This is a genomic window from Paraglaciecola polaris LMG 21857 (genome assembly GCF_000315055.1).
Classification (GTDB): Bacteria; Pseudomonadota; Gammaproteobacteria; order Enterobacterales; family Alteromonadaceae; genus Paraglaciecola; species Paraglaciecola polaris.
In genome coordinates, this window is the sequence record NZ_BAER01000127.1 from 14978 (window position 1) to 29297 (window position 14320).

Here is a 14320-nt window from a genome sequence, read left to right on the forward strand (position 1 = left end):
ACAGATTCTCATTAAATCTTTGTTATGACATACAATATTAATAAAAAATATTGTCCACGAAAACACCTAATATTTTGATTCTAAAGGATTAGTTTGGGATCAAGTATGAAATGGAGAATAACAAGAATGTAACGAGTAACACAGGCCAAAACCTATGTTACTCACGTCAAATAGGCTAAGGGGTAGCGCAACGAATAACGGCATCAGATGCGGTATTAGGCACGATGCGAATATCAGATATTGATAAGCTCAACGGCTCTTTTGAACGTAAAGCGAACGGAATACCCACTTTTGAAAAGTCAGTAGAATTTTGCTTAAAGCACGCTAAGTCAACCGACATCGTTTGCCAAGGTTGTGCCTGTTCGAACTGCATATGTTGCGTTAAGGCTACGTCGCTTTCACATGATTGCGCGCAATTCATCTGTAGGAATAATGCATCTTGAAGTGCTGAATTAAGTTGGTAGTCAAACTGCAGCGTACTGTTGCTTTCTGTATAACTGCGCAGGTCTTGAAGAAAATCATGATAAATACGTACTTGCCCAGCATCAGCTTTTAACCACTCAACTTTGAATGCATCTTCTTGCACACGTCTGTCTATAGTTCTGAATTTAAGCGCGCCATTTTCTAGCATACTACTGGCTACCGTCGCACTTTTTTGTGCTGTTACGAGCGCCATTTTCCAAGGGGCTTGAACGTTTCTGTCGTATATGGCTAGCACGGGTAATGCTTGTTCATTATCACTGCCCGTTTCCTCAGAAAGTGTGTTATCTACGGTGCTTCTCTCGCCATATTTTAAGCCAAACCCGTAGGGTAATAAGCCAGAGTCGTTTGTATCAAAGCGATTAATGTTGGTTTGCGTAGGACTTTTGGGCCATGAAAACGACAGCTGACCTTTGAAATCATGCTGAATATCACCGTTCGCCGCTGTGAATAACACATCAGCCACGCCAGCGCCTTCAGTGCCGGGCAACCAAGCAACGACGAACGCATCAGAAGCATTCAATTCAGGGTTGACCCACAAGGGGCGACCCGTCAGAAATACCGATACTACCGGTATGCCTTGCGCTTTTAGCGATTTGAGTAAAGCTAAATCAGTTTTGTTACCCCGTTGGTATTCAAGGTTATCCAGATCGCCGTTTCCTTCTGCATAAGGTTGCTCACCAAATACCACTATGGCGACGTCAGGCTTTTGGGTGAATTTGCCATCTACCGCCAGTTCTACAGTACCATTGGCTTGCGCGACTGCTTGCTGGATCCCTTGATAAATTGATGTGCCGCCAGGGAAATCCTGATTGGTGTTACCCGTTCCTTGCCAGGTAATACTCCATCCCCCTGATTGCTGACCTATATTGTCAGCACCGCCACCTGCAACGAGTATATTCGCGTTCGCAGACAGAGGTAAAACTTGTTGATGGTTCTTCAATAGTACCAGCGACTCACGCACCGCTTGACGTGCTACGGCTCTGTGTTCGGGCGACCCAATAATATCTTTATTACCAGATAAAATGCGTTCAGCTGGCGCTGGTTTATCGAATAATCCAGCGCGAAGCTTTACTCGTAAAATGCGAGTAACTGCATCATCAAGACGAGTAGTACTTATCTCACCTGACTCCACCTGAGCGATGGTATTTTCAAGTAAGGGTTTCCAAGCGCCAGTCGGCACCATGTAAATATCAAGTCCGGCATTCATTGCTTGCGGACAACTTTCATTACTACAGCCCTGTATTTGCCCATGGCCGTTCCAGTCGCCAACAACAAAGCCGTCAAAACCCATACGCTCTTTCAATACTGAGGTTAATAAGTAGCGATTGCCATGTACCTTATCGCCGTTCCAGCTATTAAACGACGCCATGACACTTTGTGCACCAGCGGTTAAACCGCCAACGTATCCTTGTGCATGTATATCAAACAGGGTCTGTTCATCAGCAATATTGTCACCTTGATCATCACCACCAACGGTGCCTCCATCTCCAATAAAGTGCTTAACGGTTGAAATAACCTGGCGGTCGCCTAAGAAATTGCTGTCTGCACTGCCTTGTAAGCCTTTTACGATGGACGCTGAATAGTCTCTAACGATTTCAGGATCTTCTGAATATCCTTCGTACGTTCTGCCCCAACGATCGTCGCGTACGGTGGCAACCGTGGGCGCGAAAATCCAGTCGATACCTGTCGCTAATACTTCTTCAGCGGTAGCTTTGGCTATTTCTTCAATCAATGCTGGGTTATGAGCCGCCCCTAATCCAATGTTGTGGGGGAATAGCGTGGCACCAATCACGTTGTTGTGGCCGTGAACTGCGTCTGTGCCCCACATAGTAGGAATAGTTGAACCATCAATGCTGTCGTCAATCGATGCCTGGTACATCTTTTCCGCTAATGCTACCCAATCACTAGGCGAAGCGTGTTTGTCGCCATTGGGAAATGCGCCGCCGCCGTTTAAGTAAGAGCCAAAACCATAGGTGCGCATGTCATCTAAGGTGATATCACGAATTTCGGGCTGAATAGTCTGGGCAACTTTTTGCGCGAGTGTCATACCACTGAGAATGTCAGTGATACGTTGTTCAATTTTGGCATCGGGCTTTACCGCGATATTTAATTTAGGCCAAATCTCGATTGAGTTCGCAGTGGCAGCGTCTTTGCTCTTTGCAACGCCCTGTTTCGTTGAAATCACAACGTTGTCTGTTGTGGATTGACTGCAGCCGACAAGTAGCGAGGTTAGAGAGACCGCACCTAACATCAGAGCGTGATTAAATTTTTGTTTCATAATGGAAATCTCGGGTAAAAGTTAGACGGATGTTGATGAAGTCGGTTTGGAGCCTTGCAGGCCATAAAAGGCGATATACAAGTAACAAACCAGAGGCAATACGAAAGACAGTTGCAAACCAATGCTGTCAGCTAAAACACCTTGTAAAACAGGAACAATAGCACCGCCTACAATGGCTAAACATAAAACGCCTGAGCCACGACTGGTCAAACTGCCTAAGCCTGCTAAGGCCAAACTGAAAATAGTTGGAAACATGATGGAATTGAATAAACCCACCATTAATATCGCCCACATGGCAAACGCACCGCTTGATGATATGGCCAAGGCAATGAGGCCCATAGCGCACACACTGTTGAAGGCGAGCAGTTTACCAGCAGGTATTTTTTGCATTACCGCAGCGCCAATAAAGCGGCCAATCATTGCACCGCCCCAGTAATAACTTAGATAAGTGGCGGCGCTTGCTTCTGCTAAGCCTGCAATGTGCTGTTCGCCCAAAAAGTTAACGATGAAACTGCCAATGGATACTTCAGCGCCGACATAAATAAAGATGCACACTGCGCCTAGCGTGAGGTGGCGATGTTGTAGAGGGCTGCCCTTTGTTGTGTTTAAAGTATCAGGTGTATTGGCTATTTCAGCTGGGCTGGTATCTGGCAGTGATATTTTTAGAAACACCATAGCAAGCAAAAACAGTACTGATGCCAAAATAATGTACGGCAGAATAACACTATTCGCTGTCATATCGCTTTCGTCTATGACTGAGAAAATCAATATTCCGCCAATGATAGGCGCAAGCGTGGTTCCCAGAGAATTAAAGGCTTGAGTTAAGGTTAATCGGCTCGGTGCGGTTTCAGGTTTGCCAAGCAGCGTTACTATCGGGTTTGCAGCGACCTGTAAAATAGTGATGCCTGATGCCAACACAAATAACGCCGTCAGGAATATCCAATAGGTATGACTCGTCGCTGCGGGAACAAATAACAAACAGCCGATACAAGCGACGAGCAAACCAACGCTGATCCCGCGCTGAAATCCAATGCGCTTAACCAACCAACCTGCGGGTACCGATACTAAAAAATAAGCACCAAAGAAACAGAATTGAATCAACATAGCTTGGGTGTAACTAAGTGCAAAGACGGCCTTTAAATGAGGAATGAGCACATCATTCATTGCTGTGATAAAACCCCACATAAAAAACAATGACGTTAGCGAGGTCAAAGCAAAGCGATAACTTTGCGACTTAGCGCTTTGAGTCGACTCCGGTGGAATGGCGGTAGTTGGGTTTATCATGGTGTTTTACCTGTCAGGTTAAGATCAATTTAGCAAGTCGAGCTTGTTTTGTTGACCTAAGCGTAACAAAGTAATAACATCAATGTAAGCGCTTTCATTTGGTTTTTTATCTTTGCGGTAAACCAAATAGAAATTTTGGCATCATCAGCCGTGCAGTCTGAATTCTTCGATGTTTATATTTACCCTAGGCCACGAATAAGTTAATTATGAAAATATCCCTCGCAAAATCTTCTCCACTTAGCCAAACAAATTTCACCTATGGTGTGGCCACTGCCGCCTTCCAAATTGAAGGTGCAGCAGAGTCACGTAGACCATGTATTTGGGACAAATTTTGTGCTACGCCTGACAAAATAAAAGACAGCTCCAATGGGCTAGAAGCATGTGACCATTTTAATCGTTGGGAGCAAGATTTAGCGTTGATAGAGTCTCTTGAAGTAGATGCCTACCGGTTTTCAGTGTCTTGGCCTAGGGTTATCACCCACAGCGGGGAGTTAGACCCTAAAGGTGTAGCGTTTTACGTTGAACTACTCGATGCGTTAAATCAGAAAAACATCAAACCTTATGTCACCCTGTATCATTGGGATTTACCGCAGCATCTGGAAGACAAAGGTGGCTGGTTGAATCGTGAAACAGCGTATCATTTTCGTGATTATGTTGACTTGATCACGCAAGCGTTTGGGGACCGAGTGTACTCATATTCAACCTTGAACGAACCATTCTGCAGTGCGTATTTAGGCTATGAGCTAGGCATTCATGCTCCAGGTTTGAAGAGCAAAGCGTTCGGTAAGCAAGCTGCCCATCATTTGTTACTTGCTCACGGGTTAGGTATGCAAGTACTCGCTAAAAACAGTCCTGAAACACTCAATGGCATCGTGTTAAATGTTAGCCCGTGCTACCCGAAAACCGACAGTGAGAAAGATAAAAAGGCAGCATGGGCCGCAGATCAGAATCTTAATCATTGGTATGCGATGCCAGTGCTTGAAGGACGCTACCCCGAATCTATCAATACCTTACCAGAGGAAGAATTGCCGCCGATTCAACAAGGCGACATGGCGATTATCTGTCAGCCGCTAGACTACCTTGGGCTGAACTATTACACCCGCGAGGTATACGAAGGTGTGGGTCATAACGACAGACAAAAATGGGTTGATGAATCATTGCCTTTTACTGAGATGGGCTGGGAGGTATACCCTCTAGGTTTAACTGATATTTTGCTGCAACTGAATAACAAATACACACTTCCGCCCGTATACATCACTGAAAACGGTGCTGCCATGGCAGATAGTTATGCCGAGGGGCAAGTACAAGACACGGATAGAATCGAATATTTTCAAGGGCATTTGCAAGCGGTGAGTGATGCGGCTGAGCAAGGCGTAGATATTCGCGGCTATTTCGCGTGGAGTTTAATGGATAACTTCGAATGGGCAGAAGGGTACGAAAAACGCTTTGGCATAGTATACGTAGATTACGACACACAACAGCGCACCATAAAGGCCAGCGGGTTGGCATATCGAGATTTTATTAGTAGTCGCCAATTAGCCAAGAGCGCATAGTCGCACAGGAGTCAGCATGGTTAGCGTTAAAGAAAAAATAGCCTATGGGTTAGGAGACACGGCAAGTAACATCGTTTTTCAATCGGTGATGTTGTTTTTGTCCTTTTTCTATACCGATATATTTGGTATCTCACCTGCAATAGTCGGTACGCTATTTTTAGTAGTGCGTATCTTTGATGCAGTAACTGACCCTTTGATGGGAGCGATGACAGATCGCACCCAAACGAAATACGGTAAATTTCGGCCTTATTTGCTGTGGTTAGCGCTTCCCTTTGGCGTGATAAGCGTGCTGGCGTTTACTACACCTGATTTCAGTGAGCAGGGCAAGGTGATATATGCCTTTGTCACTTATGCCTTGTTGATGATTGCCTACACTGCGATCAATATTCCATACTCGGCGCTGGGTGGGGTAATTACTGGCGATCCTAAAGAGCGGGTATCGGTACAGTCTTACCGATTTGTATTCGGTATGCTTGGTGGGTTGATTGTGACGGCTTGTACGCTTCCATTGGTCGACTGGTTTGGTGCTGGTGATAAAGCCAAAGGATATCAGTTAACGATTGCCGCTATGAGTGCGGTGGGCGTACTGATGTTTTTAGTGTGCTTCGCTGGCACCAAAGAGCGCGTGATTGCACCGAAGCAAGACTCCACCTTTAAGCAAGATATGGCGTCATTATGGCAGAATGACCAATGGCGAATTTTATCTGGCGTGGCCTTTTTTGTGCTCATTGGTATGGTGATGCGTAATACCTTAGCGATTTATTACGTGAAGTACTTTTTGCTCAGAGAAGACTTGATCACGGCATTTATCACCTTAGGGATGATTGGCAATATTATTGGCTGTGCGGTTGCGCCTAGTGTGGTCAAACGGTTTTGCAAAATTAAAGTGTATATAGGCGTACTGTTCATTGCCGCGCTGATATGCGTAGCAAGTTATTGGGTCCAACCAGAGCAATTGGTTTTAGCGTTTGTCGTTTATTTTATAGGTAATGTGTTTTTGCAAATGGGCACCCCGTTACTGTGGGCAAAAATCGCGGATACTGTAGATTATGGTCAGTTTAAAACGGGTATTCGCATAACGGGTATGACGTACTCGTCAGTGGTGTTTTTCATCAAACTTGGCTTAGCACTAGGCGGGGCGATAGTGGGTTGGTTGTTGGCATATTACGGTTATCAAGCTGATACAACCCAAAGCCCTGATGCGGTGCACGGCATATTATTGTCTTTTACTATTTTCCCTGCGGTGGCGTTTATCATTGTATCTTGGGTCATGAGTCGTTATACACTTAACGACAATAAGGTGACGGAAATTCAACAAGCCATTGTAAAAGAGGCCGTTTGAGATTGCCCGCACAAGATATATTTAAGGTGAAGTACAAACGTTATGGCAACAATTTATCAAGTGTCTGAGCTCGCTGGGGTTTCTCTAGCGACGGTATCGAGGGTGATGAACGGTGGCACACGCGTTAGCGAAAAGACCCGGGAAAAAGTGACCAAAGCGATGGAAACCCTTAATTACCGTCCAAGTTCAATTGCTCGTTCTTTAGCGTCAAATTGTTCTAATAGTGTGGGGATTTTAGTTTCAGAATTACACGGGCCAATCTATGGCGAAATGATGAGCGGTATAGAAAAGCAACTTCGTACCGCGGGTAAACACGTCATTATCGCTGCTGGGCACAGTGATGCTGCCAGTGAAAAAGACGGTATTGAGTTTTTAATCGACCGTAATTGTGACGCACTTATTCTGCACGTAGAAGCCGTCAGCGACGAATACCTCATTGAGTTAGCAACAACTAAATATGCCTTTATCCTGATCAACCGATATATCCCACAAATAGCAGATAACTGCATCAGTTTAAACAATCGCCGTGGTGGCTACCTGGCCACAAAAGCCTTATTAGAAAACGGCCACCGTGACATCGCCTATATTTCAGGCCCGTTATGGAAAATGGATGCCAATGATCGTTATCTTGGCCATCAAGAGGCGTTGTCTGAATTCGGTATCGCCTGCAATGAAGCATTGCTCAGTGAAGGTAACTTCCAAGAAGAAGGCGGTAATGAATGCATGCTAGCCTTATTGGATACAAAAATAGCGTTTAGCGCCGTGGTCTGTGCCAACGATGAGATGGCCGCTGGAGCCATGCAAGCCGCTCGTGATAGGGGCTTAGCGGTACCTAACGACATCTCAGTCATGGGGTTTGATAATGTTCTATTAGCCCGGTACATGTATCCTAAATTATCTACAGTGAACTACCCAGTACAAGATATGGGTAAAATGGCAGCAAGCTGGATTTTGAAGAATATTTATCAAGCGAATCAGCCTGACATAAGCCACGTATTTGAGCCTGAGCTGGTGTGGCGCGACTCGGTTATTTCACTTTAGCTAAAGTATTGAGAGTTATCGACTCGATCTACAAAGCACAAACGGCCTGAATAGGCCGCTTTTTATGTGATGTTGTACTTTTAAGGTAAGGCTATTGCACACTTACTTGAGTTAAATAAGCTTTTTGCTTTTGCGTAATTTCGCTGACTTCACCGTTAATTTCAAACGATTCTTCTAAACGAATATCATCTGATGCACTGCCTATCATGATGTTTATTTCCCCCGGTTCCACCACAAAACGCATGTCTGCATCGTAAAATGCCAGTAAATTCACTGGTAATTCAAACGTTACTTTTTTGCTTTGACCTGCTTTTAGCGCAACACGTTTAAAACCTTTTAGCTCTTTAACTGGGCGGGTAACGCTGGAAAATACATCGTGAATGTATAGCTGAGCCACTTCTTCGCCATCTACTTCGCCGCTGTTGGTTAGCGTAAAGCTTGCCGATACAGTGCCGTTGGCTTTGGCATTAGTAGCATCAATGGATAAATCACCATAAGCGAAGGTGGTGTAGCTTAACCCATGACCGAAAGCAAAGGCTGGTGCGGTATCGCCAAAAATATAGCCGCGTTTTGCTGACGGTTTGTGATTATAGAATACCGGTAGTTGACCAATGGTTTTGGGTAAGGTTAAAGGCAATTTTCCGCTTGGGTTCACATCACCAAACAGCACATTTGCGACTGCCGTACCAGTTTCTTGACCTAAGTACCAAGCTTCGATAATAGCGGGAGCATCTTTATACAAGTTACCTAGGGTCAAAGGTCGGCCATTGGATAAAATAACCACGGTTGGTTTGCCCGTGGCTAATACTGCCTCGACCAACGCATGCTGGCCACCAAGTAAGCCTAATGAGTCTCTATCCCCTAGGTGATTTTCGGCCCAAGCTTCGCGAGATGTGCCCTCGTTTGAGCCCACTACGACCACAGCAATGTCGCTGCGCTTAGCCACAGCAACCGCATCATCTATGAGTTGTTGAGCGTTACTTTGATCCGCTAGTTTCATATTTTCTTTGTTCCAGCGCGCTTTTGAGTAGCTTTGTGCTATAACCGCGGCAGGAGACGGCTCTAATATGTCCTCAGTGATAATAGCGCCACGAGAGAACTCAACCTTGACTGATTGTCCTAGTTTATTTCGAATTCCATCAAGTATCGTCACCGTTTGTCGAGGAATGTCACTGTAGCCACCAAGCAACGTTTCATCAGCGTGAGCGCCAATGACCGCCACGTGTTTAATCATAGCTCGGTTAAAGGGTAAAATACCGTCGTTCTTTAACAGTACCATGGCTTTTTCGGCCGTCGTTTGGGCTAAATCACGATGGGCCTGACTGCCTACAATCGCATCAACTTTATCTTCATCTGTGTAAGGATTTTCAAACAAACCTAGCTTGAACTTTTCTCGGAGAATACGCGTTACTGCAGTATCGATTTTCTGCATAGAAACTTTTTTATCATTGACTAGTTTGGTCAACAGCGGGAAAACATCACGGTCCGGCATTTCAACATCAACGCCAGCATTGAGAGCCATGATGGCGGCGTTTTCATCGCTACCTGCTAATCCATGTCGAGTAATGAGCTCCTTTATCGCGTAGTAATCACTTACTAAAAGGCCGTCAAACCCCCATTCATCGCGCAAAATATCAGTTAGTAGCATTTTGTTTGCATGAGACGGAATACCGTCAATTTCGTTATATGACGCCATGACACTGCCCACATGAGCGAGTGTTACTGCTGCTTCAAATGGAAAAAGGAAGACTTCTCGTAGTGCCCGTTCACCAATGGGGGCGGGGGCTATATTCAGTCCGCCCGTTGGTTGACCATGGCCCGCTAAATGCTTGAGCGTTGCCATAACACGATTGCCGGGGATCTGTTGCTTGTCACCTTGGAAACCCTTTACCGCGGACACGCCTAGCTCTGCGATAAGGTAGGGGTCTTCTCCCATGGTTTCTTCTATACGGCCCCAACGCGGATCGCGGGCGACGTCTAAAATAGGAGTAAGTGCTTGGTTGCCACCTCTTGCTCTGACTTCTTCGGCACTTGCTTGGTAAACATCATGAATTAAGGATGGATCCCAAGTACTGGCCATGGCAATCGCTTGGGGGAAGCTGGTGGCTTCACTGGCAGCGTGACCGTGTAAGGCTTCTTCATGAAAAATGGCAGGGATCCCCAAACGTGTATTCTCGACTAACCATTTTTGAATAGCATTGGTATATTTAACGCTATCGACAGGCGATAGGTCTTCACTGGGGCGTGCTACGTGGCCGATGCCCAGAGGTAATATTTTCTCGGCCATATCTGTTTTTAGTGCACCGTGAGGGCCCTTTAATTCACGCCCTTGATGCCAAACGGTTTCTAACTGGGCGACTTTTTCTTGGAGTGTCATTTGACCCAGTAGGTCACTGACTCGCTGCTCGGTCGGTAAACTTGGGTTTTGGTAATCATTGGCTGCGAGGCTATTAAATGCTAAAGAAACAAAGCCCAAAGCGAAAACTTTCGTAAAGGAAAACATTCTCATCTTAAATCCCTATCAGGTGCTAAAAGGAGTGGAAAAGCCAGACTGTGGTTATTCATTCTGCAAGATCCCACACTATTGACTAGTGTACCTAGATGGAATCATAATGGTCATTGTGACAATTTGTAAATCAATTATTATATTTCAGTTAATTCCCGGTCATTGATAAGTGCTTACATATTGGCTGTGACTTTTTCCAGATTGTTAATAAGGGAATTTTGTTTATGATGCACAAGGACTTATCACTGGGATCATGAGAAAACGTGTTGGATAACAATAGTAACCAAGCTGCTAAACCGCGCATGATAGAAGCGTTATCAATTGATAACGTGGTGTTGGGCATAGAAAGCGGACGCCTTATGGTGCTGACCGCTAAATATAATACCGGCTTAGCACAAGGTTTGTGGGGCTTGCTGGGTGGATGGGTCGCTTATGATGAACCCATAGATAACGCCGCCAAGCGTATTTTGAAAATGATCACTGGGGTCGATGATCTGTACCTTGAGCAATTTCGAGCCTTTGGCGATGTTAAGCGATATCCAGCTGAGCGTGTCGTGACAATTGCTTATTATGCATTGGTGCGCCCTGATTTATATAATGTTATCCCCGGAGGAACCGCATCTCACGTTGAGTGGCGAGATGTGCGTAACCTGCCTAGTTTAATATATGATCATGGCGAAATCGTCAAAGCGCTGTTACTTCATCTTAAAAGCAAAGTGCGTCATGAGCCTATTGGTTTTAACTTATTACCGGAAAAATTTACTTTGTTGCAACTGCAAGAAGTGTACGAAGCCATCTTAGATGTGAAGTTAGACAAGCCAAATTTCAGGCGGAAAATTTTGAAGATGAACCTGCTTATCGACTGTAATGAAAAACAACAAGGTGTGATGCACCGGGCGGCTAGCTTGTATCGATTCGATATGGTGGTGTATCAAAAGCTCTGTGAACACGGGTTTAACTTTGAATTTTGAAGGACGCTGCGTTGTGCTTTTTAATTCTGGCTTTACTATTTTTGCGATAAGTAGGAATTTAAATGTGGTGTGCTAGACAGGGCTTGTTACATATGGTTAACATGACTATAACTAACTTATCTTAGGAAATTATAGTGCACACACGTTATTTATCTCTTTTACCTTTATTTGCTATTGGCGTCGTTATGCTGTCAGGTTGCTCAGAAAAAGCCAGTCACAGTGAAACGACAACCGATACTATTCAGGCTCCAGCAGCTACTGCATCTCAAGCACATGAACAACAAGACACGAAGAATGCTGAGCAAAAAGGCTTAGATGAATATGGCTCTAAGTCTTTACCGCTGGTAAGTAATATATATACCGCTGATCCTTCTGCTCATGTGTTCGACGGTAAACTTTATATCTACCCGTCACACGATTACGAAGCCGGTATACCGCAAAACGACAATGGCGATCATTTCGCTATGCGTGATTATCATATTTTGTCGATGGATGAAGCGGGTGGTGATGTGACGGAGCACGGTGTGGCTTTGTCTGTTGATGACGTGCCTTGGGCGGGTCGCCAAATGTGGGCCCCTGATGCGGCCAGTAAAAATGGCCAGTATTACCTCTACTTTCCTCTGAAAGACCAACAAGATATTTTCCGTATCGGTGTAGCGAAAAGTGGTTCACCTGTTGGACCATTTATACCAGAGCCTGAGCCTATGGCTGGTAGTTTTAGCATGGACCCAGCGGTATTTGAGGACGACGACCAGCAACATTACTTGTTCTTTGGGGGCATTTGGGGCGGCCAATTACAACGTTGGACAAAAGACGAATATAGCCAACAGGACGACTACCCAGCGGATGACGCACCAGCATTGATGCCTAAAGCGGTAAAGCTTGCAGATGACATGCTGTCTATGGATGGTAATCCGCAAGACATCATGATTTTAGATGAAAGTGGCGAGCCTATTAAGCAAGGGGACTTAGATCGTCGTTTCTTTGAGGCTGCTTGGGTACATAAATACCAAGGGAATTATTACCTGTCTTATTCTACGGGTGATACCCACAAAATCGTTTATGCCATGAGCGAAAATTTAATGGGGCCTTATACTTTTAAAGGTGTGGTGCTCGACCCTGTTATCGGCTGGACGAATCACCACTCGATCGCTGAGTTTCAAGGTAAATGGTACCTGTTTTATCACGATAGCACGCTATCTAAAGGGCAAACTCACTTACGCAGTGTGAAGATGGCAGAGCTGGAATATAACGATGATGGCACGATTGTGCCTTATCAGGCTTATTACCCATAATGACCTTTTTGCCTGAAATTGTGTTCGGGCTTTTTACTTAATAGCGCTAAATTTAAGCTTATCAATAACCAACAAATAGAGCTTTAATCAGGCGTTATCCACCAGGGATATAAAAGAGGAATAGGTTTTGTCTCAAAATAACGAAAATACACTGATGATCATTCTTGTCAGTTGCGTTGCAACCATAGGAGGGTTCCTATTTGGTTTCGATAGCGGCGTAATAAACGGCACCGTTGATGGACTACAAAGCGCATTTAGTTCGGACAATGCAGGCACGGGCTTTAATGTGTCGAGTATGTTGTTGGGCTGCGCTGTTGGGGTATTTAGTGCCGGACGCTTAGCGGATAGGTTTGGCCGCAGACCTTTGCTTATCACCGCAGCTGTATTCTTTATCATCAGTGCTTGGGGCTCAGGGGTTTCAACGTCATCCATGGAATTTGTGGTTTATCGTATTCTTGGTGGCTTGGCCGTAGGTGCAGCGTCAGTAATGGCACCTGCTTATATTAGTGAGATCGCCCCCGCGCGCTTTCGTGGCACTTTGTCTTCAGTGCAACAAGTGGCCATCATTTTTGGCTTATTTTCGGCGTTTGTGAGTAACTACTTTTTGGCTGATTTCGCTGGCTCATCGACGGCTGAGTTTTGGATGGGATACCAAGCGTGGCGCTGGATGTTCTGGATTGAGCTGATCCCCGCGACACTTTTTCTGGTGGCCTTGATGTTTATTCCAGAAAGCCCGCGTTATCTGGTTATCAGTAGAAAGACCGAAAAAGCCAAGCGCGTGTTGAATGCCTTGTACGGTGATGACGAGGGGCAACACAAATTACAAGAAATAGAAGCGTCTCGTGAAACAAATGAATCGAAACCGAAATTGACTGATCTGATTGACAAAGTCAGCGGTAAAATACGTCCTATTATGTGGGTCGGTATTGGTTTGGCGGTTTTTCAGCAGTTAGTCGGTATCAATGTGGTGTTCTACTACGGCGCTATTTTATGGCAAGCCGCTGGGTTCTCCGAATCTGACGCCTTGATGATCAACGTGATAAGTGGTGCGGTGAGTATTGCCGCCGTATTTGTGACCATGTATCTGATCGATAAAGTTGGGCGCAAACCGTTCCTGCTAATAGGCTCTGTTGGGATGACATTTGCTCTTGGCACTATGGTGTATACATTCGCTAACTCCGGCCTTGATGCAAACGGTAACTTGAGCTTGGGGGACCAAGGTGTGGTGGCACTGGTTGCAGCAAATGCTTATGTGTTTTTCTTTAATTTGTCTTGGGGGCCTGTTATGTGGGTCATGTTAGGCGAAATGTTTCCCAATCAAATACGTGGTTCGGGTTTAGCTGTTGCTGGTTTCGCCCAATGGGGAGCTAACTTCATTGTCACCTTTACGTTCCCAATCTTCTTAGCCTCAATTGGTTTAGCGGGTGCGTACAGCATCTACGCACTGGGTGCGTTGATTTCGATAGTGTTTGTGTACAAATTAGTACAAGAAACCAAGGGTAAAGAATTAGAAGAAATGCAAGGTTAAGCCCTACATCGAGCATAGTAAAAGCCGCTATCTAGCGGC

Annotated in this window: 9 protein-coding genes; 6 read left to right on the forward strand and 3 right to left on the reverse strand. The window is 45.2% G+C overall.

Going from position 1 to position 14320, the window contains the following annotated elements; all coding sequences use genetic code 11:
• Positions 1 to 175: 175 nt before the first annotated feature.
• Together GPLA_RS20250 and GPLA_RS20255 are read right to left on the reverse strand one after the other, a co-directional pair.
• Positions 176 to 2761, reverse strand: coding sequence for a glycoside hydrolase family 3 protein (locus tag GPLA_RS20250; protein ID WP_007106876.1), 2586 nt, complete (start codon positions 2759 to 2761; stop codon positions 176 to 178).
• A gap of 21 nt (positions 2762 to 2782) precedes the next feature.
• Positions 2783 to 4045, reverse strand: coding sequence for a sugar MFS transporter (locus tag GPLA_RS20255; RefSeq protein ID WP_007106877.1), 1263 nt, complete (start codon positions 4043 to 4045; stop codon positions 2783 to 2785).
• Positions 4046 to 4251: 206 nt separating this feature from the next.
• Here GPLA_RS20255 and GPLA_RS20260 point away from each other — a divergent pair, with 206 nt between their 5' ends.
• From GPLA_RS20260 to GPLA_RS20270, 3 genes are read left to right on the forward strand one after another with little or no spacing between them, the layout of a single operon-like run.
• Complete coding sequence (locus GPLA_RS20260; RefSeq protein ID WP_007106878.1) at positions 4252 to 5598, forward strand: GH1 family beta-glucosidase; 1347 nt, start codon at positions 4252 to 4254, stop codon at positions 5596 to 5598.
• 16 nt (positions 5599 to 5614) lie between these two features.
• On the forward strand, positions 5615 to 6940 hold the full coding sequence (locus GPLA_RS20265) for a glycoside-pentoside-hexuronide (GPH):cation symporter (RefSeq protein WP_007106879.1): 1326 nt from the start codon (positions 5615 to 5617) through the stop codon (positions 6938 to 6940).
• A 42-nt stretch (positions 6941 to 6982) separates the two neighbouring features.
• Positions 6983 to 7981: a LacI family DNA-binding transcriptional regulator gene (locus tag GPLA_RS20270; RefSeq protein ID WP_007106880.1), complete on the forward strand. Its 999-nt coding sequence runs from the start codon at positions 6983 to 6985 to the stop codon at positions 7979 to 7981.
• Between the two features lie 91 nt (positions 7982 to 8072).
• Here GPLA_RS20270 and GPLA_RS20275 read toward each other — a convergent pair whose 3' ends face one another.
• A complete protein-coding gene (locus GPLA_RS20275) occupies positions 8073 to 10490 on the reverse strand; it encodes a glycoside hydrolase family 3 N-terminal domain-containing protein (RefSeq protein ID WP_226993167.1) in 2418 nt (805 codons plus the stop codon).
• Positions 10491 to 10753: 263 nt separating this feature from the next.
• Between GPLA_RS20275 and GPLA_RS20280 the strand changes: the two genes are divergently transcribed.
• The 3 genes from GPLA_RS20280 (at position 10754) to GPLA_RS20290 (ending at position 14281) form a co-directional block, all read left to right on the forward strand.
• The gene (locus GPLA_RS20280) at positions 10754 to 11458 is read left to right on the forward strand and encodes an NUDIX hydrolase (RefSeq protein ID WP_040515586.1); all 705 of its coding nucleotides are present in this window, start codon (positions 10754 to 10756) and stop codon (positions 11456 to 11458) included.
• 134 nt (positions 11459 to 11592) lie between these two features.
• Entirely contained in the window at positions 11593 to 12753 is a 1161-nt protein-coding gene (locus tag GPLA_RS20285) for a glycoside hydrolase family 43 protein (RefSeq protein WP_007106883.1), read from the forward strand.
• Between the two features lie 127 nt (positions 12754 to 12880).
• Positions 12881 to 14281 (forward strand): sugar porter family MFS transporter, encoded by a 1401-nt coding sequence (locus tag GPLA_RS20290; protein WP_007106884.1) that lies wholly within the window; start codon positions 12881 to 12883, stop codon positions 14279 to 14281.
• Positions 14282 to 14320 lie beyond the last annotated feature (39 nt).